Source organism: Stenotrophomonas sp. GD03680, assembly GCF_029844625.1.
In the GTDB taxonomy this organism is placed as follows: Bacteria; Pseudomonadota; Gammaproteobacteria; order Xanthomonadales; family Xanthomonadaceae; genus Stenotrophomonas; species Stenotrophomonas maltophilia_P.
In genome coordinates this window covers 42,592-65,763 of record NZ_JAOCKC010000008.1, presented here as the reverse complement: position 1 = coordinate 65,763, position 23,172 = coordinate 42,592, and the positions used below count along the sequence as shown (strand labels likewise).

Below are 23,172 nucleotides of genomic sequence, written 5' to 3'. Positions count from 1 at the left end.
CCATGGCAGACAATCATTACGACGCCATCGTTGTTGGCTCGGGAATCAGTGGCGGTTGGGCGGCGAAGGAACTGACCGAGAAGGGCCTGAAGGTCCTGATGCTGGAACGCGGGCGCAACATCGAGCACGTCAAGGACTACGTCAATGCGATGAAGGAGGCGTGGGATTTCCCGCACCGCAACCGGCCGACACAGGCGATGAAGGCCGCCTTCCCCGTATTGATGCGCGACTACGGCCTGGCCGAGAACCTGGAAGGGATGTGGGCCAATGAGCAGGAGTCACCGTACACCGAGACCAAGCGCTTCGACTGGTTCCGTGGCTACCACGTAGGCGGCCGTTCGCTGATGTGGGGGCGGCAGAGCTACCGCTTCTCCGATCTGGATTTCGAAGCCAACCTCAAGGACGGCATTGCTACTGACTGGCCGATCCGCTACGCCGACATCGCACCCTGGTACGACCATGTGGAGAAGTTCGCCGGTATCGCCGGTACGCGCGAGGGACTGGACGTGCTGCCGGACGGTGAATTTCTGCCACCGATCCCGCTGAACATCGTCGAGAAGGATGTGGCCGCGCGGATCAGGAAGGCGTTTGGCGGAACGCGGCACATGATCCACTCGCGTACCGCCAACATCACCCAGCCCATGCCCGAGCAGGGGCGCGTCAACTGCCAGTACCGCAACAAGTGCATCCTGGGCTGTCCCTTCGGTGCTTACTTCTCGACCCAGGCGGCGACGCTGCCGGCGGCGATGAAAACGGGCAATCTGACATTGCGGCCCTTCTCGATCGTCAAGGAAGTGCTGTACGACAAGGACCGCAAGCGCGCGCGCGGTGTGGAGGTCATCGATGCCGAGACCGGGCTGACCTATCAGTACACGGCCAAGGTCATTTTCCTCAACGCATCCTCCTTCAACTCGACCTGGATGCTGATGAACTCGGCCACCGATGTGTGGGAGGGCGGTCTGGGGTCGTCATCCGGCGAGCTGGGGCACAACGTGATGGACCATCATTTTGGTGCCGGTGCCTCCGGCCGGGTCGAGGGTTACGACGACAAGTACTACTTCGGTCGCCGCCCCTGCGGCTTCTACATTCCGCGCTTCCGCAACGTCGCTGCGGACAAGCGCAGCTACCTGCGCGGATTCGGCTACCAGGGCGGTGCCAGCCGCACCGGGTGGTCGCGCGAGATCGCCGAGCTGAACATCGGTGCCGACCTGAAGGAGGCGCTGACCCTGCCGGGCGACTGGCGCATCGGCATGACCGGATTCGGCGAGATGCTGCCGCACCACGACAACACGATCCGCCTGGATCCGCAGCGCAAGGACAAGTGGGGGCTGCCGGTGCTGGCGATGGACGTCTCGATGCGCTCGAATGAACTGGCGATGCGCAAGGACATGGCGGCCGACGCTGCCGAGATGCTGGAGGCAGCCGGCGTCAAGGACGTGGAGATGCACGACAACGACTACGCCCCGGGCAAGGGCATCCATGAAATGGGCACGGCCCGCATGGGGCGCGATCGCAGAAGCTCCGTGCTCAACCAGCACAACCAGGTCTGGGATGCGCCGAATGTCTATGTGACCGATGGCGCCTGCATGACCTCCAGCGCCTGCGTGAACCCATCGCTGACGTACATGGCGCTGACGGCCCGGGCCGCCGACCATGCCGTACGCGAACTGAAAGCGGGGAATCTGTGATGGACCGTCGCGAACTGTTGAAGATGATCGTCGCCGCCACCGGCGCGGCCATGGTGGGCCTGCCCGCACTGGCCGCAGGGCAGAGCGCGACGACAGGATCGAAGGCCGCGTTCTCTGCCGCTGACATCAGCATGCTGGACGAGATCGCTGAAACCGTCCTGCCGCGAACCACAACGCCGGGCGCGAAGGATGCCGGCGCGGGCCCGTTCATGGCGCTGTTCGTCACCGATTGCTACACCCCCCGACAGCAGGCGATTTTCCGCGCCGGCCTGGTCGATATCGACAAGCGTGCCGGTGGCCGCTTCGTGTCGCTTCCCTCGCAGGCCCGCAGCGAACTGTTGCGCACCCTGGATGCGGAAGCCCGGGCGCACGTCGTCGAGGTCACCGAGACCGGTACCGCCGAAGAGGGGGAGGCTGCGCCGCACTACTTCACGATGATCAAGCAGCTGGTCATCTTCGGCTTCTTCACCTCGAAGGTCGGTGCGACCGAAGTGCTGAAGTACGTTGCGGTGCCGGGTCGCTATGACGGCGATCTTGCCTATACGCCCGGCACGCCGGCGTGGGGGACCAGCTGATGGACCTCCACGCCTCGACCCTCCACCTTGATCCGGAAGCAAAATGAACCGACCTCTCCTGACAGTGGCCTGCCTGCTGGGCACCGCACCCGTGTTCGCGCAGGACGGCGGCGACCCTGCGCGCGATCCGGCGAAGACCGAGGTGTGGACGCCCGTTCCCGCGGTCGTGGCGACGCCGCCGGGCCGCGCGCCCTCCGATGCGATCGTGCTGTTCGATGGCAAGGATCTGTCGCGCTGGGAGTCGGAGCAGGGCGGACCCGTGCCCTGGACCGTTGCCGATGGCGCGCTGACCGTGGTGCCCGGCAGCAAGGGCATCCGCACCAGGCAGCGCTTCTGCGATGTCCAGCTGCATGTCGAGTGGCGCACGCCCACCGCGACCGCCGGATTTGACGGCCAGCACCGCGGCAACAGTGGCATCTTCCTGCAGGAGGTGTACGAACTGCAGGTGCTCGACAGCTACAACAACCCGACCTATGCCAACGGCCAGGCCGGATCGATGTACAAGCAGGCCATTCCGTTGGTGAATGCCTCGCGTGCGCCCGGCGAGTGGCAGGCCTACGACATCATCTGGAAGGCCCCGCGCTTCTCGGCAGGCGGCGGGCTCACCTCGCCGGCCCGCATCACCGTGCTGCACAACGGTGTGCTGGTGCAGGACGACACGGTGCTGGCGGGCAAGACCGAGTACATCGGCGCGCCTTCCTACGCGCCACATGCCTGTGCGCCGCTGTACCTGCAGGAGCACGACGCCAGGGTGAGCTACCGCAACATCTGGGTGCGCGAGCTGTAGCGCACCCTCATGCCTACTTCGCCAGGTAGCTGGCGATGTTGTCGATCTCCTGCTGCGACAGCTGCGGGAAGGGTGGCATCAAGCCGCCGCCCTGCTTGATCTTGTCCTTGATCTGCGCAGGCTGAAGCCGTTTGCTGACGTCGGTGAGCGCAGGGAACGTCGGTGGCACGCCGGCGCGCTCCGCACCGTGGCAGGCCACGCAGTGCGTTGCGTAGAGCTGCGCTCCGGCAGCAGGGTCTTCCTTGCACCACGCCGCAGCGGCCAGCAGGGTGCCGCACAGCGCGACAGTCACTTTCAGAATCGTTTTCAAGCAAGGCTCCTTCGCGGGCTAGCGCTGTGCACCGGCAGGCACGCGGGCAGTCAGGTGTTCACGCAGATAGTCCGCACCGGTGCGGATGACGGTGGCTGGATCGCGGGGTTGGTCATGCTCGAGGATGTACCACTGCACGCCGGCCGTGGCGGCGGCGGGCAGGATCGCTTTCCAGTCCAGGACGCCCTGGCCCACGGCGGCGAAGCCGCCTTCATCCTCAGCCTGGCCCTTCGGGGCATTGTCCTTGGCGTGCACCGCGAACAGGCGGCCTTTGAATCTGCCCAGCATCACCACCGGGTCATGGCCGGCCCGTGCGACCCAGGCCAGGTCCAGCTCGGTCTGCAGATCGGGGCCGGCCGCGGCGAACAGCAGTTCCAGTCCGGTCGTGCCATTGAAGTCGACCAGCTCGAAGTCGTGGTTGTGATAGGCCAGGCGCATGCCCTTGGCACGGGCCTGCTTCGAGAGCTGGCCCAGTTCCTTGCCCAGCGCCGTCCAGCCGGCAGCGTCGGTGGGGCGGTCTTTCTCGGCCAGATAGGGCACTACCAGCGTGGTGTTGCCGATGGCCCGGTTGAAGGCGACCACGCCATCCAGGTCACTGCGCAGATCGGCCAGCTGCGTGTGCGAGGAAATCGCCTTGATCGAATACTTGTCGAGCAGCTGCTTGAGTTCGGCAGCGCTGACATTCTGCGTACCGACTGTTTCCACGGCGCGCACGCCGGCGTCGTGGACGATCTTCAGCTGCTGGTCGAGCGAGCCGGCATTGCGCAACGTGTACATCTGCACCGCGATGGGCGTGTGCAGGTCGGTGGCATCGCGCGCGAAGGCGGGCAGGGCAACGAGTAGCAGCAGTGCAAGGCTTGCGGTCCTGCGGATACGGATGTTCATCAGGCAGTCCTCCGGGAATTCAATCGATGGCCGTCCAGGCACGTGACCTGGCGGATGCGATGACGCGTGTGACGATCCGCGCCGAGCGCAGGCCGTCATCGAAGGTGGGCAGGCCCTCCGGCTGCTCGCCTGCAATGGCACGGTAGGTGTCGGCGACAAACGCTTCGAAGCAGTTGCCATAGCCCTGCGCGTGTCCGGCCGGCAAGACCGACAATCTGCGTTGTTCGGCGCTGCCGGCACCGGGCCCGCGCACGAAGCTATCCTCGCGCTGGTCGGGCCGGCCGATCCACAGCCGCTCGGCATCTTCCTGGTTGAAGGCCACGCTGGCCCTGGCGCCGTCAATCTCGAACCACAGCCGGTTGTGGCGTCCGGCCGAAACCTGGCTGACCGTCAACGAGGCGAGCGTACCCGCACTCGTGCGCAACATCGCCGTGGCCACATCCTCGCTGGAAACAGCCTGCGTCGTGCCGCCGGCGGCCGGCGTGGTGAAGCTCTTCCCGGTGACCGCGCCGCGCTCGGCGATGACGGTGGCGAACGCGGCACTGACCTCGGCGAAGCGTTCGCCGCTGACCCATTCCACAAGGTCGCACCAGTGCGAGCCGATATCGGCGAACACGCGCGAGGTGCCGCCCAGCGAGGGGTCGACACGCCAGTTGTTGCTGGCCGGATCCAGCAGCCAGTCCTGCAGGTAGCTGCCGTGGATCAGGTGCAGTGGCCCCAGCTCGCCCTGCGCGATGCGTGCGCGTGCCTCGCGGACCACCGGGTGATAGCGGTAGACGAAGGGGACCGTAGCGACCAGACCGGTCCTGGCGGCCAACGCGGCCAATGCCTGGGCGTCTTCCAGGGTGGTGGCCAGCGGCTTCTCGCAGATCACGTGCTTGCCGGCTTCCAGCGCGGCCTGCGCCATGGCGCGGTGCAGATGGTTGGGCGTGCACACATGCACGACCTGCACCTGCGGATCGCTGACCACCTCCTCGATATCGCGGTAGGCATGCGCGACGTTCCACGCCTGCGCCACCTCCTGTGCGCGCTGCGGGGAAGAGGCCGCCACGCCGCGGACCTCGGCCCCGGCCAGCAGTGCCGCGCGGCGATGCACCGCACCGATCATGCCCGTGCCGACGATGGCGATTCCAAGCTTGGACATCCGATGGGTTCCTCAGGGTGCGGTGGGAGCGGGCGCGACAGCGGGGCGGTCGCGGAACAGCAGCAGGAAGGCGATCAGCACCACCAGTGCGACGCCGGCCGGGAACAGCCAGATCTGCTGCCAGTCCGGACCCGCCGCCGTGGTGAAGTGCTCCACCACCGCACCGGACAGGAACGTGCCGATCAGCATGCCTACGCCGTACGTCGCCAGGGTGATGAAGCCCTGCGCGCTGCTGCGCGCGTCGGGGCCGGCGTGTGCGTCGGTATAGATCTGGCCGGTGACGAAGAAGAAGTCGTAGCAGATGCCGTGCAGCACGATGCCGATCACCAGCAGGGAGAACGCACCGCCCGCATCGCCGAAGGCGAACATGACATAGCGCACCACCCACGCGGCCATGCCCACCGCCAGCATCGTCTTGACCCCCAGGCGGACGAACAGGAACGGCATGGCCAGCATCAGCATCACTTCCGAAACCTGGCCCAGCGACTGCAGGCCGGCTGCGCCACGCACGCCGAGGTCGTTGAGATACGGATTGGTGAAGTTGTAGTAGAACGCCAACGGAATGCAGATGGCGATGGAGGCGAGGAAGAACACCAGGTAGGAGCGCGACTTCAGCAGCCGCAGCGAGTCCAGGCCCAGGATCTGCCCCAGTCCCGCATCGCGCTGCCTGGCCAGCGGCGGTGTGTGCGGCAGGGTAAAGGCATACAGACCCAGGGCCAGCGACGCCATCGCCGCCATGCGGAAGGTCAGTTCGAGCCGATGCGCCTGCTCCCAGCCCAGCCAGCCGATCAGCACGCCGGCCACGATCCAGCCGACACTGCCGGCCACGCGCACCAGCGGGAACTGCTTCTCAGGCGACTGCATATGGCGCATCGCCACGCTGTTGGCCAGGGCCAGCGTCGGCATGAACAGCAGCATGTAACCCATGACACAAGCGAAGAACGTGTTGAAGTCCGTCGCCGTGGATGCGAACCACATCAGCGCCGCACCGGCCAGGTGCAGCACCCCGAGAATGCGCTGCGCCGCAAAGTAGCGATCGGCTATCAGGCCGACCAGGAACGGGGCGACGATGGCACCGATGGACTGGCTGAGGAAGGCGGTGGCCACCTGGCTGGCGCTGGCCTGCAGCGGGCCCTGCACCAGATACGTCCCCAGGGTCACGAACCACGCGCCCCAGATGAAGAACTGCAGGAACATCATCGCGCCCAAGCGCGACATGGCGTGCGTCATGGCTTGCCCTCCCGGGGCGGTAGTGGCTCAGAGTCCCAGCATGCGGCGCAGTGATTCCGGCGGCGTGCCGCTGCCGGCGAAGTCGTCGAAGGCATGTTCGGTCACGCGGATGATGTGGTCACGGACGAAGGCGGCTCCCTCGCGTGCGCCGTCCTCCGGGTGCTTCAGGCAGCACTCCCACTCCACGACCGCCCAGCCCGGGAAATCGTACTGCGCGAACCGGGAGAAGATCGCCTTGAAGTCGATCTGGCCGTCGCCGAGCGAGCGGAAGCGCCCCGGCCGGTCGATCCAGTCCTGGTAGCCGCCATAGACGCCGCTGCGCGCGCTGGGCCGGAATTCCGCGTCCTTGACGTGGAAGATGCCAATGCGATCGTGATACCGGTCGATGAAGCCCAGGTAGTCGATCTGCTGCAGCAGCAGGTGGCTGGGGTCGTACAGCATCTTCGCGCGTGGGTGGTGGTCCACCACATCGAGGAAGCGCTCGAAGGTGGCACCGTCGTGCAGATCCTCGCCCGGGTGGATCTCGAAGCACAGGTCCACGCCGCTGGCGTCGAACGCCTCCAGGATGGGACGCCAGCGCCGGCCGAGTTCGGCGAAGGCTTCTTCCACCAGTCCCGGTGGGCGTTGCGGCCAGGGATAGAAGTAGGGCCAGGCCAGCGCGCCGGAGAACGTGGCATGCGCGGTCAATCCCAGGCGTTGGCTGGCGCGGGCGGCCAGCTTCAACTGTTCCACCGCCCAGGCTTGGCGCGCGGCGGGGTTGCCGCGCTTGTCAACCGGCGCGAAGCCGTCGAACAGGCTGTCGTAGGCGGGGTGGACGGCGACCAGCTGTCCCTGCAGATGGGTGGACAGCTCGGTGATCTGCAGGCCATGGTCGGCCAGCATGCCGCTGATGTCGTCGCAGTACGCCTGGCTGCGCGCGGCCTCGGCCAGATCGAACAGATGCGGCGCGTTCGTCGGCACTTGTACGCCACAATAGCCCAGGCCCGCAGCCCAGCCGGCCAGCGTGTCCAGCCGATCAAAAGGAGGTGTTTCGCTGATGAACTGCGCCAGGAACAGCGCCGGACCCTTGAGCGTCTTCAACGTGGTTCGCCCGCGATGCAATCGATTGCATTACCCTAGCAGGGTCTCCCGCAAACCCTGTTGTGCACTGCACAGCGGAAACAAGAACTGACGCCATGGCCACCATCTACGACATCGCCAAGCACGTCGGCGTCTCCGCCGGTACGGTGTCGCGGGCGCTGTCCCGGCCGGACAAGGTGCTGCCGGCGACGCGCACGCGCATCGAACAGGCCGCCGCCGCGCTGGGCTATGTGCCCAACACGGTCGCCCGCACGCTGAAGACGCAGCGCAGCGGCAAGATCCTGGTGACCGTGCCGGACATTGCCAACCCGTTCTTCGCACAGATCCTGCAGGGTGCCGAAGACGCGGCCCAGGCCGTCGGCTACGCCGTCCTGCTGGGCGACACCCAGCATCGACCCGACCGCGAGGAGCGCTATGCGCAGATGCTCCGTCGCAACGAGGCCGATGGCCTGATCGTGCTGGGCCATCGCCTGCCGCCTACCGCGCGCGCGATCGTTGAGCAGCAGGGCGCCGCCGCGCCGGTGGTCAACGGCTGTGAATTCGACCCTGCGCTGGGCCTCCCCAGTGTTCACATCGACAACGCTGCCGCCGCGCGTGCGGTGATGGAGCACCTGTACGGACTGGGACATGAGCGGATCGCCTTGGTGGGCGGCCCCCCCGACAACCCCCTGCACCAGCAGCGGCTGGAAGGGGCACGGGCGGCGGGCAGGGCGCGCGGCCGACTGCGCCAGTTGAGTGTTGTGCCGGGTGACTTCTCCGTCGAATCCGGCCATGCGGCGGCGACGGCACTGCTGGCCGCCGCATCGGCGCCGACCGCGATCTTCTGCTTCAGTGACCAGATGGCACTGGGAACCCTGGCGGCCTGCCGGGAACTGGGCGTCCGCGTGCCCGAGGAGCTGTCCATCGTCGGTTTCGACGACCTGGCGTCGTCGCGTTACCTCACGCCGCCGTTGACGACCATCCGGCAGCCCATGCGGGAGATCGGCGACCGCGCAGTCAAACTGCTGCTCGCCATCATCGAAGGTGTCGATGTCCCGCTTCAGCAGACGCTGGACTTCAGTCTGATGCTGCGTGGCTCGACAGCGTCGCCCGGGCACAGGTGAAGGCAGCAGGCAGGAACCCCGGCAGGCCTGCGCCTGCCGGGGACGTTTCATTGCCTGTGATCGCAAGCGCTGGCCCCAACTCCATTCATTTCCGTGTCCGGAGCGTTCCACTACCATGGGCCACCCCGCCCGGACTCATGCCATGCAAGACGCCCTCGTTGCCCAGCCCCGGCCTCCCGTTGCAAGGATCGCGGCCTGGTCATTGATGCTGCTGGGGATGTGGCTGGTACTGAAGCTGGGCCTGGTGGTGACGCTGCTGTCGGGCCTGCTGGTGTTCCAGTTGACCCACCTGCTGGCGTCGACAGTGGAGGGGCGCCTGCCGCCCGGGCGCGCGCGTGCGATCGCGGTGATCGTGCTTTCGGCCGTCATCATCGGCGTGCTCGTGCTGGCCGGCATCGGCGTGGCGTCCTTCTTCCGCACCGAAACCGGCGGGCCGGATGCGCTGCTGGCGCGCCTGATGGACATCCTCAACACCTCGCGTCACCAGGTGCCGGCGCTGCTGCAGCCCTATATTCCCGAGGACATGCCGGCACTGCGTGCGGCATTGAACGAGTGGGCGGCAGAGCACCAACGGCAACTGGGCGTCGCCGGCACGTCGGCGGTGCAGATCGGCGTGCGCGTGCTGATCGGTATGGTGCTCGGGGCGATGATCGCGCTGTACGACGAGCTTCCGTTGCCGACGATGGGGCCGCTGGCGCAGGAACTGATCGGCCGTACCGGCCGCCTGGCGACCGCATTCCGCCAGGTGGTGTTCGCGCAGGTGAAGATCTCCCTGCTCAATACCGTGTTCACCGCGATTTTCCTGCTGGGGGTGCTGCCGCTGTTCGGCGTGCACCTGCCCCTGTCGAAGACGCTGGTACTGATCACGTTCATCGCCGGCCTGCTGCCCGTGGTGGGCAACATCATCTCCAATACCGTCATCACCATCGTTGCCCTGTCGGTATCGTTCTACGTGGCGGTGGTGGCGCTGCTGTACCTGGTGGTGATCCACAAACTCGAGTACTTCCTCAATGCCCGCATCGTCGGTGGCGAGATCCAGGCCCGTGCGTGGGAACTGCTGCTGTCGATGCTGGTGATGGAAGCCGCCTTCGGCCTGCCGGGGCTGGTCGCTGCGCCGGTGTTCTATGCCTATGTGAAACGGGAACTGGTGGACCAGCGCTGGATCTGACAGTTGCCGGTGCCAGCGGGCGCCACTGCAGGGCCACGGTGGGCGCTTGTGGGTGCCGCCAGCCGGAAGCTACAGTGGTCCGCACTTCAGGGGAATGGTGAATGGCCCGCAAGGTGTCGCCGATCGGGTTACGGACCTGGGTCTGGATCCTGGCCGGGCTGTTCGTGGTCTGCACGCTGCCCTTGATGGTCATCGCCCTGGTCCAGGGCACGCTGCGCTACACCGCAGCGGAAGACAACCTCGTCAGCCTGCACCGGTTGCGACAGACCTTTGATCTGGCCAATCTGGCCTCGGCCGAGCGCGGGCCTGCCAACAGCCTGCTCGGCAGCGATTGCGCCGACACCGACGAACGCGCGCGGCTGGCGGGAGGGCTGTCACAGGCGCGAAGGCGGGTCGACATGGCGATGACGCAGATGGATGCCGTGATCCTGGCCGGGCCCTCCCTGCCTGACGAGCGCCGTACCCTGTTCGAGGCCCAGCATCAGCTCCGCCAGGCGCGCGCGGCGGTGGACCGGGTCGTGGCAAAGCCCGCAGCCGCGCGGACGGTCGATGACGTGGAGCATGCGATCAACAGCATGTTCATGGTGACCGATCGCCTGCATCGCCTGGGTTCGGCGCAGATCAACGTGCTGGTGGCCACCGGCCTCGAAGCGGCGATTCCGGCGATCCAGGGCCAGATCCTGATGGACCTGCGCGAGCATGGCGGCCGACTGGCGTCGAATGTGATGGCGCCGGTGGCGGTTCCCGGGGCCTGGCGCGTCCGGCAGGTACGCGCGGCGCAGCAGACCGAGGGCCGCCTGCTCGAGCTGTGGCGGCTGGCAGCCAGTCACGAGTCGGTGTTCCGCAGTGATCCTGAGCTTTCCTGGCACTGGGACATGGCACGCCGGCAGTTCTTCGCCGAGTCGCTGCCGATGATCGAACAGCTGATCGAGGAAGGTCGCCGTGGACGGCCTCCGCCGTGGAACACCGCGGAGTTCACGGCGCGCTACGTTCCGACGCTGCAGTCGCTGGAGGCGCTGCGCGACGGCTACCTGAGCGTGTCCATCGAGCGCTTCGAAGAGGCGCGGAATCGCGAGGCCACGCGGCTGGCCGTGTTGTGGGCCACCGCATTGGGCACGCTGGCGGTGCTGGGCGTGGCCCTGCGCATCGCCCACCGGCAGATCCTCCGCCCGCTGCTGCAGGCACAGGAACAGGTGGTGCAGATCGCGTCCGACGCGCCGGGCCCCGCGCAGCACGTCACTCATCCATTGGCAGAGATGCAGCGGCTGTTCGACGCGATTGAAGTGCTGCGCGAGACCTCACGTGAGCGTTCCGCACTGACCAGCGAACTGCGCCAGCTGGCCGGCACCGATGCGCTGACCGGGTTGCTCAATCGGCGCGCGCTGGACGAACACGTGCAGCAGCGGCACGCCGCAGGCAACGGCATGGCGGTGGTGATCCTGCTCGACGTCGATCATTTCAAGGCAATCAACGACGGCCATGGCCACGCCGCAGGCGACGAGGTACTGGTGCAGGTTGCGCAGCTGCTGCGCAGGTACCTGCGGCACACCGACAGCATCGCCCGCTACGGTGGCGAGGAGTTCCTTGTGCTGGTGGCGGATGGGGATCTCGGCGCGGGTGGCCGGTTGGCCGAATCGCTGCGCGTCGCACTGCAGCAGTCGGATATCGTGCTGGGCAATGGCAACGTGTTGCGTGTCACTGCCAGTTTCGGTGTGGCCGAGGGCAGTACCGATGCACTGGGCTGGCGTTCCCTGCTGCGTGCTGCCGATGCCGCCATGTATCGGGCCAAGGCGCAGGGACGCGATCGGGTAGGGATTGCCGGTGCACGCTGAGTGCCACGGCGCTGGCGACGCCGGTCATGGCGGTACATCAGGGGCAGCATGCCGCCTTGCGCCGCACTTCATCTGCATCGCACAGGGCGCGGCCTAGACTTGCAGCCTGACACTGCAGGAGCCCGCCATGTCCGTCGATCCCGCCTTGGCCAGCGCGCAGCCGGCGTCCGTGCTGGCGCGCACCGACGCCGATGCGCCACGCCCTCCGTCGCTGCGGCGCCGCGGTGATGGTCGTGTGGCTGTGCAGTGAGATCGGCCGTGGCGATGCTGGAGATTCCCACGCTGCATACCGCACGGTTGCGCCTGCGCCCGCAGCGGCTGGATGATTTCAACACCTATGCGAGCTTTCTTGCATCGCCCCGTGCGCGCGGCATGGGCGGTCCATTTGGTGAGGTCGCGGCCTGGGGACAGTTCTGTCACGACCTGGCCAGCTGGCCCTTGTTCGGCCACGGCGCGCTGATGATCGAACGGAGCGACAGCGGCGCCTGCATTGGACAGGTCGGCATCAATCACGGCCCGTTGTTTCCGGAAAAGGAACTGGGCTGGCTGTTGTACGACGGCCACGAAGGGCAGGGCTTCGCCAGCGAGGCCGCGGCCGCCCTGCGCGACTGGGCGTTCACATCGCTGCAGTTGCCGACGCTGGTGAGCTACATGGCGCCGGACAACCTCGCGTCGCAGGCCGTGGCCCGGCGGCTGGGCGGGGTGCTGGATGCGGACGCGGTGCGCGTCGATCCGGACGATCTGGTGTTCCGCTACGCGCGTTGAGTTCGGACAGTAAACCCCTCGGCAGTTTGCGGAACACGACAATGGCGTTTCATCCCGCCTTCTATGGACTCAGCGAAGCGAGGCTTCACCGGTCCAGGCACCGGGAACCGCCAGTTCGGGCGCGAGCGCATGTTCGACTGCGCGCCGCAGCAGTGCAGGGGCGATGTAATGCCGGTGCACGCCATCGATCAACGCCATGTAGACACGCCCGAAGATGTTGCGGGTCTGCACACGCGTGCCAAGGCTGATATCGATGCGGCCGTCGGTATGCCGCTGCACGCGGACACTGCTGCGGAAGCGCAGGTGGCGATCGTCGGCGCCCAGCAGTACTTCGGCATAGCGGCCATGTGCATCGACCTGTGAATCCAACACGGGATAGCGGCCCGCAAAGAGCTGCGTGTGATCGCTGCATGCCAGCGACGAGACCGGGCAGCCCAGCCGCGCGGTGCGCAGCCCCAAGGGAGCCACCAGCCAGTTGCGCACCGCCATCAGCTGGCTGACGCCGCCCGGTGGGTTGCACAGGAAGCCTTCCAGCACGTTTGCCAGCAACTGCGAAACAGGTGGCTGCTGCAATTGAGCACCGTCCAGCCGGAGCACCGTCAGATCATGGTAGTTGCTGGACTGCAGTGCTTTACCCAGCAGTCCGTCATCGCTGGGCGCGCGGGACTCGAGGGTAAATGGAAGGGGGGCACGTTCGACGAAGCCACGCAGTGGACGCAGATTGATCCGTCGCAGCGGGCCGAGCAACGCCCGGGTACGGGCGCACAGGGACGCGCACAGGCTGGGAGGTGCGGCCTGCAGCGAGAGACGCAGCAGCGGGGTGGCCGCCAACGTGGCCATGGTGGGCCAGTGCACCTCGGGAAGCACCTCAGTCAAGCTGGGAATATCAGCACCGTTGCATTGCACCTGCGCTCTTGTTTCGGCGCTCATCGCACCGGCCAGTTCGTTGCTGTGGCAAGACAGTGCGAACAGGGCAGGGTGGCCAGGATGGTTCGATACAAACTGGTGCCAGGTACCTCCGCCAAATCGAACGGTGAAAAGGCAGTCCGGTGGGATCTGGACGCGACGCAGCGAGCGCAGGAGCGCGACGGGATCGATTGCGAGCTGTGCATCGGAGGCCATCGCGAAACGCAGCTCAGCGCCTGCGCTGCCGGCGATGGCGGTGAACATGCGTGGGCCGGCGTGGCGATGGAACGGATGTCCGCCTTCGCCGACCATGAAACTGTACAGCGAGGACGCATCGCCGTACTGCAGATGCATGCCACCGAGCCGTGCAGAGGGCTCATCGAGTGCATCGATGAAGGCGGGGTGGTGGCGCTGACGCTGGCTGGCATCAGCCACCAGCGCGTCTCCGGCACCGATGCCGAGCTGTGCGATCAGTGTGACTTCAACGGGGCCGCCGCCCTCCTGAGCCGCAAGCTGTACACCTGGAAACGAGCGGCTGTCGTGGGTCGGTCCAGGCATCGGGCGGCTCCTCAGGGGGCGGGTGACTTGCGGCGTGCGCGCGCTTCGCGCTTGAGTGGGCCGCCCACCGGGCAGACTTCGGCAGCCCACGAGAACAAGGTGTTGGCAAGCCGGTCGGGCACCTGTCGGAAGTACACGTACTGGCCACGCTTCTCGCGTTCGATCAGACCTGCCTCTTCAAGGATGCGCAGATGGTTGGACAGTGCCGGCTTGCTGAAATCGAAGCGCTCGGACAGTTCGCCCGCACTGAGTTCACCGGCGCTGAGATAGGCCAGGACCTGCCGCCGGGCGGTCGAGGCGAGTGCTTCGAAGATGCGATCCATGAGAATGTGATTAACTAATTAGTTAATTAATAATCAAATCGTCACTGGGGTGTCAAGTGCGGAGGCGGGTTCGAAGCTCGCGTGCAACAGCGCCGACGTTCAGCCTTTCACTTCGGGATGTGGTATATCGTTTATCGATAAATCCACCCCGGGGCGGCAGGGCCACCCCAATACCGGAGGCCGCTTGACCGCTCGTCCCGCCCGCGCCAGACCCGCGCGAGGCTTGTTCACCCTGGCCCAGACCGCCGTGCAGGCCGTGCGGGCCATGTGCTGGCTGGGCATCCTGGCCGCACTGCTGGCCGTGCCGCTGGTCGCCTACGACCGCCGCTGGCTGCTGGATGCCGTGCATGATGCACGTACTGCCGCCGCCCACGGAGGCGATCTGTTCCTGCACTTCTGCATCGGCCTGGGCACCATCGTTGCCCTGCTGGTGCTGTGCCTGGTGTTCCTTCGACACCTCGCGCGGATGCTGAGGTCCGCTGCCCGCGAACGCCCCTTCACCCATGCCAATGCCCGGCGCCTGCAGCGCATGGCCTGGTTGATGCTGGCGATGGAACTGCTGTCGATCGTGATCGGCCTCTACGCTGCCTGGATGGGGCCTGATTTCGCCTGGATGGAGGTGGGCGGAGGCATGTCCATCACCGGTCTGGTCGCGGTACTGATGCTGTTCGTGCTGGCGCGCGTGTTCGCGGTCGGCGCGGCGATGCGCGACGACCTGGATGGCCTGATCTGATGGACCTGACCTGATGGCCGTAGTGATCACGTTGGACCGCATGCTGCAGGCGCGTGGCATGACCCTGTCCGAGCTGGCGGGGCGCATCGACATCACGCTGGCCAATCTGTCCATCCTGAAAACCGGCAAGGCCCGCGCCATCCGCTTTTCCACGCTGGATGCCATCTGCCGGGAGCTGCAATGCACACCCGGCGACCTGCTCGGCTACGACCCGACGCAGGCGCACGATGGCGGCTGAAGCTTTTGTTTTTCCCCCTGACCTACTGACGAAACGGACCCGAAATGGAATGGTTGGCTGACCCCTCGATATGGATGGGACTTGCAACCCTGGTAGTGCTCGAGATCGTGCTCGGCATCGACAACCTGGTGTTCATCGCGATCCTGGCCGACAAACTGCCGCCGCACCAGCGCGACCGTGCGCGGGTGATCGGCCTGACGCTGGCGCTGCTGATGCGGCTGGTGCTGCTGGCCGCGCTGGCGTGGATCATGAAGCTGACCGAGCCGCTGGTCACGCTGTTCGGTCACAGCTTCTCCGGACGCGACCTGATCCTGCTGGGCGGTGGCCTGTTCCTGCTGTTCAAGGGCACCATGGAGCTGCATGAGCGGCTGGAGGGCCGCAGTCACCAGGAAGACGGCAAGAAGGTCTACGCCAGCTTTGCCATGGTGGTGGCACAGATCGTAGTGCTGGACGCCGTGTTCTCGCTGGACTCGGTGATCACTGCCGTGGGCATGGTCGACAACCTGGGCGTGATGTATGCCGCGGTGACCATCGCGATGGCACTGATGCTGGTGGCCAGCAAGCCGCTGACCCGCTTCGTCAACAAGCATCCCACGGTGGTGGTGCTGTGCCTGGGCTTCCTGTTGATGATCGGCTTCAGCCTGGTCGCCGAGGGGCTGGGTTACAAGATTCCAAAGGGCTACCTGTACGCGGCGATCGCGTTCTCGATCCTGGTGGAAGCCTTCAACCAGTGGGTGCGCTTCAACCGCGAGCGCAACGAGCGTCGCCAGCCGTTCCGTCAGCGCACTGCCGATGCCGTGCTGCGCCTGCTGGGCGCCCGTCCGGCCAATGGCCACGATGATGCCAGCGAAGAAGACCACGGTGATCCGGAGGAACGCCTGCAGCCGGCCGAGCACGAGATGATCCGCAGCGTGCTGGGCCTGGCTGACCGGCCTGTGTCCAGTGTGATGACCGTGCGCGCCGACGTGCAGTGGATCGATCTGGCGCGCGGCCAGGACGACGTGGTGGCGCGCCTGGTGGCGTCGCCGCACACGCGCCTGCTCGTGGGCGAGGGTGATCTGGACAGCCTGCGTGGTGTGGTGCAGAGCCGCGACCTGCTGGCCGACCTGCTGCAGGGCAGGCCGCTGCAGCTGGAAGCCAACCTGCGCCAGCCGCAGTACGTGCTGTCCAGCGCCAGCGCGTTGCAGGCGCTTGAACTGATCCGCCTGCACCCGGTACCGCTGGCGGTAGCGGTGGACGAGTACGGCAGTGTGGAAGGCCTGGTGACCGCCAATGACCTGCTGGCGGCGATCGCGGGCGATCTGGTCGATACCCAGAACGAGCGTTACGGCGTAGTGGCGCTGGACGAGGGCCAATGGGAGGCCGACGGCGCGTTGACGCTGGATGACCTGCAACGGCTGGCCGGCGTGTCGCTGCCCCGCAGTGCCGACTACATGACCATCTCCGGCCTGGTGCTGGACCAGCTTGGCCGCCTGCCGGATGTGGGCGATGCGGTCGAAGTAGCGGATGCCCGCATCACCGTACTGGCCATGGAGAAGCGGCGCATTGTCCGCCTGCGGGTGGAGCGCCTCGGGCTTCCGTAGCGTCGAGCGTGCTCGACTGCGAACTGAGCAGCCGGGCATGGCCCGGCTCTACACAACGCTGTCCGCAGCCGTCACCATGGCGGGCTCTTGTCTTCGTCCAGGAACGTCGCAGTGCTGAGTACGATTGGTTTGCTGATGGGCGTGTATGTGGCCCTTCGCCTGTTCTGGCCGCTGCGCCTGCCCGTGTGGTTGAAGGTACTGCTGTCCCTGCTGCTGGTAGCCATCGCCGTCCAGCTGCGGATCGTGGCCACGTTCTGGGGCACGATGGCCTCGCCGGAAATCCCCAAGCTGGCCATCGCCGTGCTCGCCACCGGCTCCACTGCGGTACTGCTGCTGGCACTGGTGATGCTGGTAATGGACGTGGGCCTGCTTGGCGCGTGGGTTCTGCGCAGGCCCCGTGTGACCGCAGCGCTGCGCGCGCCGTGGCTGCGCCCGGGCGCAGGCCTGCTGGCTCTGCTGGTCAGTGCCTGGGGCGTGAGCCAGGGCATGGCGGTGCCCAAGACCCGACAGATCGAGGTGGCCATTGCCGGCCTGCCTGCCGCGTTCGAGGGTTACCGCGTACTGCAGCTTACCGACATCCACGCCAGCCGCCTGCTGACCGGCGACTGGGTGCGTCAGGTCGTGGCCGAAAGCAATGCCCTGGCGCCCGACCTGGTCGTCATCACCGGCGACCTGATCGATGGCACCGTGCAGGCACGGCGCAATGACTTCCGGCCCCTGGGTGAACTGAGGGCGCCGGACGGGGTGATCGCCATCACCGGCAATCACGAGTACTACGCCCAGTACAGCGAATGGATGCAGGCGTTCCGTGCGCTGCACATGCAGGTGCTGGAGAACAGCCACGTGCAGGTGCGGCGGGGGGATGCAGCGCTGACGATCGCCGGTGTCACCGATCCGGTGGCCGCGCGCTATGGCCTGCCGTTGCCCGACCTGCAGGCGGCGCTGGCGGGCGCGGATCCGGCCAACCCGGTAATCCTGCTCGACCACCGCCCACGCAATGCGACGGACGCGGCCGCACGCGGGGTCAAGTTGCAGCTGTCCGGCCATACCCATGGCGGCCAGATCCTCGGCATGGACCAGCTGGTGAAGCGTGCCAACGGCGGGTTCGTCTCCGGACGGTACCGCGTCGATGGCATGACACTGTATGTGAGCAACGGTGCGGGACTGTGGGCCGGCTTCCCGGCACGCATCGGCGTGCCCTCGGAGATCACCCTGATCACCCTGCGCCGCGCACCCTGAGCCGTCTGCGGTCCGCGCCCGTCGTGCAGCGGGTCCACTGTGCCGTCACCCGCGTGGTGGCACCCTGCGCACGGACCGCAGACAGGGAAACGACGGTGGCGAAGGCGAACAGGCGATGAGTGCGACACAGCAGCGCTCGATGTGGGTCGCCGGCCTGTCCACCGTGGTGGAGTGGTACGACTTCACCCTGTACCTCTATTTCGCCACGGTGCTGTCGCGGGTGTTTTTCGGCGGCGGCGAACAGGCGATGCTGGTCACCCTTGCGGGATTTGCCGTGTCCTACCTGATGCGCCCACTCGGCGCGCTGTGCTTCGGTCACCTCGGCGACCGCTTGGGGCGGCGCTGGATGCTGCTGGCCTCGATGGCGCTGATGGCTGCAGCCATGCTGGCCACCGCGCTGCTGCCTACCGCCGCGACGGCGGGCACGACGGCGGGTGTGCTGCTGCTGGTGCTGCGGTGCGTGATGGCATTCTCGGTGGGCGGTGAATACACGGGCGTAGTCGCCTATCTACTGGAAAGCGCTCCGGCACGCCGGCGTGGACTGGTGACCTCGTTGGCCTCGGCGGCCAGCGAAGTGGGCGCGCTGCTGGCGGTGGCGATCTCCGCACTGACGGTCGCGCTGCTGCCGCAGGTACAACTGGACAGCTGGGGATGGCGCATTCCGTTCTTCGTCGGTGCTGCACTGGCGCTGGTCATCCTGATCGCGCGTTCGGGCATGCATGAATCGCCGGAGTTCGAGCGGCAGCGTCGCGAGGGCAGCATTCCTGCCACGCCGCTGCGCCACGTGCTGCGCCACCATCCGCAGGCGGTAGCGCGCACCTTCGCCATTTCCGCGCTGGGCTCGATCACCTACTACGTCGGCATCACCTATGTGCCCGCGTTCCTGCACGCACAGGGGCACGACGAGGGCGATGCCCTGTGGCTGTCGACGATCGCGGCGGTGGCCGTGATCGCCATCACTCCCTTGTGCGGTGCGTTGTCCGATCGCTTCGGCCGGCGCCCGCTGCTGTTGGGCCTGACGGTACTGGCGGCGTTGCTGCCGCTGTCGTTGTTCGGCTGGATGGCGCATACCACGCCGTTGGGTATCGCCGTTGCTGCGGTGCTGCTGGCCTGCGTGGCCGGTGGCGTGAGCGCGGTCGCGGCACCGGCCACGGCCGAGCAGTTTCCGGGCGAGGGCCGGGTAAGCGGGCTGGCACTGGGCGTGACCATGGCCACGGCGGTCTTCGGCGGTGCGACACCGTGGCTGGCGCAGTGGTGGGTGGAGCGCAGCGGCTGGGCGGCGGCACCGGGCGCGATGATCGCGCTGGTCGCATTGCTGGTGTTGCCGGTGCTGTGGACGCTGCCGGAAACGGCATCGACGCGGAAGACCCGCCCTGGCAAGCAGGGCGGATCCTAGCCGGTCACACCTTCAGCGTCTGCTCGATGTCGGCCAGCACGGCGGCGGCATCCACGCCAATGGCAATCGACTGCACCACGTGGCCGTCCCATACGCTGGGGCCGAATGCCAGGCCTTCAGGCTTGGGAATGGTCATGCCACGGGCGACGCCGTCGGTGGCCACGCGCACGCTTGCGCGCTCGAAGCGGAACAGCTCCGGGCGGGTGAGCGCGATGCAGGCGCAGCAATCGTGCACGACCATGCCCTTGTGGCCGGCCTGCAGGTAGAAGTCCACGTAATCCTGCGACAGCGCACGCACCAGTTCGGCATCGGTACCCCCGACCGCAGCCAGTTTGTCCAGGCCGTCACGGTCCATCTCGACGCGGGTGGTGACATCCAGGCCGATCGCGGTGACCGGCCATTGTGCGGTGAACACCACGTCGGCGGCTTCCGCATCGCCCCAGATATTGGCCTCGGCGGCCGGGGTGATGTTGCCGTTGACGTGGAAGGCGCCCCCCATGATGACCACGCCACGCACCAGGCCGGCGATCTCCGGTGCCTGCTGCAGGGCCAGGGCCAGGTTGGTCATGCGGCCGACCGCGACCAGCGTGACCTCGCCTGGATGGGCCCGCACCAGATCGATGATCAACTGGTGCGCAGGACGAGCGTCGGCGGTCACGTCCAGCTGTGCAGGTACCGGGTGATTGCCCAGGCCATTGTGGCCGTGGATGTGCACCGGCCAGGCTTCCGGAGTGGCATCGGGCTGCAGGGGACCCGCGGCGCCACGCGCGACCGGCGCAGTCAGCGCCCAGGCCTGCTTCAGGTACAGCGCGTTGTGGGTGGTGGACTCCACCGAGGCGTTGCCGAAGGTGGTGGTAACGCCGATCAGGTCGATCTGCGGATGCTTGTGCAGGTACAGCAGGGCCAGGGCGTCGTCGACGCCCGGGTCGGTATCGAAAATGACTTTCAGCATGTTGTTGTTCTTCTTCTTCCGTGTGGTGCGGGGGGCCCGGCGGCCAGGAGGCAGGCCGGCGCGCGCTACATTGTCCCATCTTCATGACAGGCAGGGCCATTGGCGGGGCGGCGGGCCATAATGGCGTCGATATCCATGCCGGGAGACGCCTGGTGCTGATCGTGACCCTTCTGCTGGTCCTGCTGGTGCTGGGCCTGAATCTGCTGGCGAGCTGGGTGATTCTGCGTCGGCAGGAATTGTCGTCGGGCAACCGGGCCGCGCAGGTGCTGGTGATCTGGCTGCTGCCGCTGATCGGCGCCGTCGTCTGCCTGCTGGTGGCAGCCGCCGAGGGCCCGCTCGGACTGCAGGCACGCAGCCAGGACGGCGCGATCTGGGCCAGCGATGGCGCCCACGAGGGCAATGCCCCCTCTGCGGACTGTGGCAGCGACGGCGGCAGCTGCGGCGATTGACGCCACAGGAACAGGGTCAGCCACCGCCCGCAATGCGGGCCACGCCCGGCGGGGCGACAGCTCGCTCAGGCACCGCCTTCGGTCGGCAGCGGCGCCGGTACGTTCAGCAGGCCCCCGGCCGCCACGTAGGCGGCCAGCGCCTGGCCCTGGCTGAGCAGGTGCCGTTCCATCGTGCGTTCTGCCGCGTCGGCATCACGGCGACGGAAGCACTCCATCAGCTCGCGGTGCTCGGCCAGCGACTGTGCCGTGCGTCCGGGCGTCAGCAGCTGCCGGCCGCGATGCATCTTCAGGATGCGGTGCAGGTCGTGGGTGATGCGGATCAGCCACGGATTGCCGGCATAGTGCTGCACGGTTTCGTGGATGAGGTAGTTGTTGCGGTAATACTCGGCGATGTTGCCGTCAGCCGCCGCCGCTTCCATCGCGGCATGCAGGGATTCCAGCTGGGCCACGCCCGCATCATCGATATGCCTGACCGCCTCATGCGCGCAGCGGCCCTCCAGCATGGCCATCACCGGGAACAGCTGGTTGAGGTCCTCCAGCGTCAGCCGGGTTACCCGGCTGCCGCGCCCGGCGTCGATCTGCACCAAGCCTTCGGCTGCCAGCAGCTTCAACGCCTCGCGCAGCGGGGTGCGGCTGATGCCCAGTTCACTGCACAGCGCAGGCTCGTCGATCCATTCGCCGGGGGGCAGGCGATAGTCATAGATGCGCTCACGCACATGTTCGGCGACCTCCTCGTACAGAGGGGCGCGCTTCTTCGGGGACCGTGGAGCAGGGGCGATGGCCATTGGCAGAGTGTACCCGCTGGCGGTAGTGCCGGCCGTCAGCCGGCACGACCGGTCATCGCCTACATCCAGCCCGGCACCACGAACACCAGCCAGGCCAGCAGCGGCCCCAATGCCACCACCAGGCCGCTGTAGACCAGGAAGCGGCGGAACAGCGTCTCGCGTTCTTCCTTCGCCGCCGATGCCACGACCAGTGCACCGTTGGTGGAGAAGGGGCTGACATCGACGATGGTGGACGACACTGCCAGTGCGCAGATCACGCCGGCTGCACCCAGGTGCCCCTGCATCAGGAACGGCACCGCCAGTGGAATCGTTGCGCCGAGCACCGCCGCGGATGATGCGAATGCGGAGACGATACCGCCGACGTAGCACACCAGCAGAGCGCCCAGCAGCGGAATGCCGATGTTGGAGACGCCGTTGCCGATGAAGTCGACCGCGCCCGCATGCTCCAGCACGCCGATATAGGTCACCACGCCACAGATCAACAGCACGGTCGACCAGCTGATGCCATCCACCGCACCCTTCTGGCTCTGCGGCGAGAGCAGTGCCAGCGCCACTGCGACGGTGATCGACACCAGGCCGACGTTGAGGTTGTAGATCAGTGCCGCCACGCCCAGGCCGAGCAGGCCGACCAGGGTGAACAACCGCTCCCGGGTCAGACCCACTGCATCCAGCGCCGCCGGATCGTTGCTCAGGGTGCCGCCGCCGGCCGCCACCAGCGCGCCATGGCCTTCGATGGCGAACTGCCGCGACGACGCCTGCGGACCACCGGCCATTGCCAGTTCCGCACCGCCCGCGGTGATCGAGCCACGTCGCATCAGCGCGATGCCGCCGAAGGCGAGGAAGCAGATGATCGCCATCATGAAGTTGAAGCCGAGGCTGGTCAGGAACACTGCCATCTCGGTGACCTCCAGCCCGGCCTTCTGCACCACGCCATTGGTGATGCTGCCGTACACGCTGATCGGCGAGAAGCCGCCGGCCTGCGCACCGTGGATGACCAGCAGGCCCATCATCAACGGGTTGATGTTGTACTGCTTGGCGAAGCGCAGCGCGACCGGACCGATGATCGCCACCGCTGCCGGGCCGAGGGCGCCGAAGGCGGTCAGCACCGCGGTGACCACGAACATCACCCACGGAATGGCCACGATGTGGCCGCGCACCGCGCGTACCGCCCAGTGCACCAGCAGGTCGATGGTGCCGTTCTTCTGCGCGATGGCGAACAGGTAGGTGATGCCGACCAGGGTCAGGAACAGATCGCCGGGAAAGCCGGCGAGGACTTCCTTGCCACCCATGCCTACCCAGACACCACCGATGATGAAGGCCAGTGCGAAGGCCACTGCGCCCATGTTGATCGGCAGTGCGGTGGCGACGATGAACATGATCACCAGACCGATGATCGTTGCGATTTGTGGACTCATGCGCCCTCCCAGACACGTGGCTCACGTA

At 66.8% G+C, this 23,172-nt stretch carries 24 protein-coding genes; 14 read left to right on the top strand and 10 right to left on the bottom strand.

All coding sequences use genetic code 11. The annotated features are described in order from the left end of the window. Positions 1 to 2 precede the first annotated feature (2 nt). The 3 genes from N5J29_RS11455 to N5J29_RS11445 are packed head-to-tail and all read left to right on the top strand — an operon-like array spanning position 3 to position 3,050. Positions 3 to 1,688: a GMC family oxidoreductase gene (locus tag N5J29_RS11455; RefSeq protein ID WP_164151768.1), complete on the top strand. Its 1,686-nt coding sequence runs from the start codon at positions 3 to 5 to the stop codon at positions 1,686 to 1,688. Continuing rightward, positions 1,688 to 2,263 (top strand): gluconate 2-dehydrogenase subunit 3 family protein, encoded by a 576-nt coding sequence (locus tag N5J29_RS11450; RefSeq protein WP_164151770.1) that lies wholly within the window; start codon positions 1,688 to 1,690, stop codon positions 2,261 to 2,263. Before N5J29_RS11455 ends, N5J29_RS11450 begins: the two co-directional genes overlap by 1 nt. 43 nt (positions 2,264 to 2,306) lie before the next feature. Further along, positions 2,307 to 3,050, top strand: a complete 744-nt coding sequence (locus N5J29_RS11445; RefSeq protein ID WP_065182393.1) for a DUF1080 domain-containing protein — start codon at positions 2,307 to 2,309, stop codon at positions 3,048 to 3,050. Positions 3,051 to 3,063: 13 nt separating this feature from the next. Here N5J29_RS11445 and N5J29_RS11440 read toward each other — a convergent pair whose 3' ends face one another. Genes N5J29_RS11440 through N5J29_RS11420 form a run of 5 tightly spaced genes read right to left on the bottom strand, consistent with a single transcriptional unit; the run spans position 3,064 to position 7,699 of the window. Then, a complete protein-coding gene (locus tag N5J29_RS11440; RefSeq protein WP_053516691.1) occupies positions 3,064 to 3,360 on the bottom strand; it encodes a cytochrome c in 297 nt (98 codons plus the stop codon). A gap of 18 nt (positions 3,361 to 3,378) precedes the next feature. Further along, positions 3,379 to 4,245 carry a sugar phosphate isomerase/epimerase gene (locus N5J29_RS11435; RefSeq protein WP_065182392.1) on the bottom strand — a complete coding sequence of 289 codons (867 nt, stop codon included), beginning with the start codon at positions 4,243 to 4,245 and terminating at the stop codon, positions 3,379 to 3,381. Between the two features lie 19 nt (positions 4,246 to 4,264). After that, positions 4,265 to 5,389, bottom strand: a complete 1,125-nt coding sequence (locus N5J29_RS11430; protein ID WP_164151772.1) for a Gfo/Idh/MocA family oxidoreductase — start codon at positions 5,387 to 5,389, stop codon at positions 4,265 to 4,267. Positions 5,390 to 5,401: 12 nt separating this feature from the next. Further along, positions 5,402 to 6,619 carry a nucleoside permease gene (locus tag N5J29_RS11425; protein WP_164151773.1) on the bottom strand — a complete coding sequence of 406 codons (1,218 nt, stop codon included), beginning with the start codon at positions 6,617 to 6,619 and terminating at the stop codon, positions 5,402 to 5,404. Positions 6,620 to 6,646: 27 nt separating this feature from the next. After that, complete coding sequence (locus N5J29_RS11420) at positions 6,647 to 7,699, bottom strand: sugar phosphate isomerase/epimerase family protein (RefSeq protein ID WP_065174573.1); 1,053 nt, start codon at positions 7,697 to 7,699, stop codon at positions 6,647 to 6,649. Between the two features lie 95 nt (positions 7,700 to 7,794). Here N5J29_RS11420 and N5J29_RS11415 point away from each other — a divergent pair, with 95 nt between their 5' ends. From N5J29_RS11415 to N5J29_RS11395, 5 genes are all read left to right on the top strand, one after another. After that, positions 7,795 to 8,802, top strand: a complete 1,008-nt coding sequence (locus N5J29_RS11415) for a LacI family DNA-binding transcriptional regulator (RefSeq protein ID WP_164151775.1) — start codon at positions 7,795 to 7,797, stop codon at positions 8,800 to 8,802. Positions 8,803 to 8,944: 142 nt separating this feature from the next. After that, the gene (locus N5J29_RS11410) at positions 8,945 to 9,970 is read left to right on the top strand and encodes an AI-2E family transporter (RefSeq protein WP_053516238.1); all 1,026 of its coding nucleotides are present in this window, start codon (positions 8,945 to 8,947) and stop codon (positions 9,968 to 9,970) included. Between the two features lie 101 nt (positions 9,971 to 10,071). Beyond that, positions 10,072 to 11,802: a GGDEF domain-containing protein gene (locus tag N5J29_RS11405; RefSeq protein ID WP_164151777.1), complete on the top strand. Its 1,731-nt coding sequence runs from the start codon at positions 10,072 to 10,074 to the stop codon at positions 11,800 to 11,802. 127 nt (positions 11,803 to 11,929) lie between these two features. After that, entirely contained in the window at positions 11,930 to 12,052 is a 123-nt protein-coding gene (locus N5J29_RS11400; protein ID WP_258391157.1) for a hypothetical protein, read from the top strand. A gap of 14 nt (positions 12,053 to 12,066) precedes the next feature. Next, positions 12,067 to 12,567: a GNAT family N-acetyltransferase gene (locus N5J29_RS11395; protein WP_164151779.1), complete on the top strand. Its 501-nt coding sequence runs from the start codon at positions 12,067 to 12,069 to the stop codon at positions 12,565 to 12,567. Positions 12,568 to 12,636: 69 nt separating this feature from the next. Here N5J29_RS11395 and N5J29_RS11390 read toward each other — a convergent pair whose 3' ends face one another. Both N5J29_RS11390 and N5J29_RS11385 read right to left on the bottom strand, forming a co-directional pair. Continuing rightward, positions 12,637 to 14,031, bottom strand: a complete 1,395-nt coding sequence (locus tag N5J29_RS11390; RefSeq protein WP_164151782.1) for a DUF2867 domain-containing protein — start codon at positions 14,029 to 14,031, stop codon at positions 12,637 to 12,639. A gap of 11 nt (positions 14,032 to 14,042) precedes the next feature. Continuing rightward, entirely contained in the window at positions 14,043 to 14,360 is a 318-nt protein-coding gene (locus tag N5J29_RS11385; protein ID WP_196768758.1) for a metalloregulator ArsR/SmtB family transcription factor, read from the bottom strand. A 259-nt stretch (positions 14,361 to 14,619) separates the two neighbouring features. Between N5J29_RS11385 and N5J29_RS11380 the strand changes: the two genes are divergently transcribed. From N5J29_RS11380 to N5J29_RS11360, 5 genes are all read left to right on the top strand, one after another. Continuing rightward, positions 14,620 to 15,087, top strand: coding sequence for a DUF2975 domain-containing protein (locus N5J29_RS11380; RefSeq protein WP_065174736.1), 468 nt, complete (start codon positions 14,620 to 14,622; stop codon positions 15,085 to 15,087). Positions 15,088 to 15,100: 13 nt separating this feature from the next. Further along, on the top strand, positions 15,101 to 15,325 hold the full coding sequence (locus N5J29_RS11375; protein ID WP_065174577.1) for a helix-turn-helix transcriptional regulator: 225 nt from the start codon (positions 15,101 to 15,103) through the stop codon (positions 15,323 to 15,325). A gap of 44 nt (positions 15,326 to 15,369) precedes the next feature. After that, positions 15,370 to 16,908 carry a TerC family protein gene (locus N5J29_RS11370; RefSeq protein ID WP_164151784.1) on the top strand — a complete coding sequence of 513 codons (1,539 nt, stop codon included), beginning with the start codon at positions 15,370 to 15,372 and terminating at the stop codon, positions 16,906 to 16,908. 111 nt (positions 16,909 to 17,019) lie between these two features. Then, the gene (locus N5J29_RS11365) at positions 17,020 to 18,147 is read left to right on the top strand and encodes a metallophosphoesterase (protein ID WP_065174579.1); all 1,128 of its coding nucleotides are present in this window, start codon (positions 17,020 to 17,022) and stop codon (positions 18,145 to 18,147) included. Between the two features lie 115 nt (positions 18,148 to 18,262). Further along, positions 18,263 to 19,543: an MFS transporter gene (locus N5J29_RS11360; RefSeq protein ID WP_065182383.1), complete on the top strand. Its 1,281-nt coding sequence runs from the start codon at positions 18,263 to 18,265 to the stop codon at positions 19,541 to 19,543. Positions 19,544 to 19,547: 4 nt separating this feature from the next. On the opposite strand, the gene N5J29_RS11355 is transcribed toward N5J29_RS11360, so the two are convergent. Further along, positions 19,548 to 20,495 carry a nucleoside hydrolase gene (locus tag N5J29_RS11355; RefSeq protein ID WP_164151785.1) on the bottom strand — a complete coding sequence of 316 codons (948 nt, stop codon included), beginning with the start codon at positions 20,493 to 20,495 and terminating at the stop codon, positions 19,548 to 19,550. 152 nt (positions 20,496 to 20,647) lie between these two features. On the opposite strand from N5J29_RS11355, the gene N5J29_RS11350 reads away from it, so the two are divergent. Then, a complete protein-coding gene (locus N5J29_RS11350) occupies positions 20,648 to 20,944 on the top strand; it encodes a hypothetical protein (protein WP_065174582.1) in 297 nt (98 codons plus the stop codon). A 65-nt stretch (positions 20,945 to 21,009) separates the two neighbouring features. Here N5J29_RS11350 and N5J29_RS11345 read toward each other — a convergent pair whose 3' ends face one another. Continuing rightward, on the bottom strand, positions 21,010 to 21,729 hold the full coding sequence (locus tag N5J29_RS11345) for a GntR family transcriptional regulator (protein ID WP_065174583.1): 720 nt from the start codon (positions 21,727 to 21,729) through the stop codon (positions 21,010 to 21,012). A gap of 59 nt (positions 21,730 to 21,788) precedes the next feature. Next, entirely contained in the window at positions 21,789 to 23,144 is a 1,356-nt protein-coding gene (locus N5J29_RS11340; RefSeq protein WP_053516216.1) for an SLC13 family permease, read from the bottom strand. Between the last annotated feature and the right edge of the window lie 28 nt (positions 23,145 to 23,172).

Coding starts and splice junctions, on each gene's coding strand:
- N5J29_RS11455 (WP_164151768.1), top strand. CDS start 3: ATGGCAGACAATCATTACGACGCCATCGTTGTTGGCTCGGGAATCAGT.
- N5J29_RS11450 (WP_164151770.1), top strand. CDS start 1,688: ATGGACCGTCGCGAACTGTTGAAGATGATCGTCGCCGCCACCGGCGCG.
- N5J29_RS11445 (WP_065182393.1), top strand. CDS start 2,307: ATGAACCGACCTCTCCTGACAGTGGCCTGCCTGCTGGGCACCGCACCC.
- N5J29_RS11435 (WP_065182392.1), bottom strand. CDS start 4,245: ATGAACATCCGTATCCGCAGGACCGCAAGCCTTGCACTGCTGCTACTC.
- N5J29_RS11430 (WP_164151772.1), bottom strand. CDS start 5,389: ATGTCCAAGCTTGGAATCGCCATCGTCGGCACGGGCATGATCGGTGCG.
- N5J29_RS11425 (WP_164151773.1), bottom strand. CDS start 6,619: ATGACGCACGCCATGTCGCGCTTGGGCGCGATGATGTTCCTGCAGTTC.
- N5J29_RS11415 (WP_164151775.1), top strand. CDS start 7,795: ATGGCCACCATCTACGACATCGCCAAGCACGTCGGCGTCTCCGCCGGT.
- N5J29_RS11410 (WP_053516238.1), top strand. CDS start 8,945: ATGCAAGACGCCCTCGTTGCCCAGCCCCGGCCTCCCGTTGCAAGGATC.
- N5J29_RS11405 (WP_164151777.1), top strand. CDS start 10,072: ATGGCCCGCAAGGTGTCGCCGATCGGGTTACGGACCTGGGTCTGGATC.
- N5J29_RS11400 (WP_258391157.1), top strand. CDS start 11,930: ATGTCCGTCGATCCCGCCTTGGCCAGCGCGCAGCCGGCGTCCGTGCTG.
- N5J29_RS11395 (WP_164151779.1), top strand. CDS start 12,067: ATGCTGGAGATTCCCACGCTGCATACCGCACGGTTGCGCCTGCGCCCG.
- N5J29_RS11390 (WP_164151782.1), bottom strand. CDS start 14,031: ATGCCTGGACCGACCCACGACAGCCGCTCGTTTCCAGGTGTACAGCTT.
- N5J29_RS11380 (WP_065174736.1), top strand. CDS start 14,620: ATGTGCTGGCTGGGCATCCTGGCCGCACTGCTGGCCGTGCCGCTGGTC.
- N5J29_RS11375 (WP_065174577.1), top strand. CDS start 15,101: ATGGCCGTAGTGATCACGTTGGACCGCATGCTGCAGGCGCGTGGCATG.
- N5J29_RS11370 (WP_164151784.1), top strand. CDS start 15,370: ATGGAATGGTTGGCTGACCCCTCGATATGGATGGGACTTGCAACCCTG.
- N5J29_RS11360 (WP_065182383.1), top strand. CDS start 18,263: ATGAGTGCGACACAGCAGCGCTCGATGTGGGTCGCCGGCCTGTCCACC.
- N5J29_RS11355 (WP_164151785.1), bottom strand. CDS start 20,495: ATGCTGAAAGTCATTTTCGATACCGACCCGGGCGTCGACGACGCCCTG.
- N5J29_RS11345 (WP_065174583.1), bottom strand. CDS start 21,729: ATGGCCATCGCCCCTGCTCCACGGTCCCCGAAGAAGCGCGCCCCTCTG.
- N5J29_RS11340 (WP_053516216.1), bottom strand. CDS start 23,144: ATGAGTCCACAAATCGCAACGATCATCGGTCTGGTGATCATGTTCATC.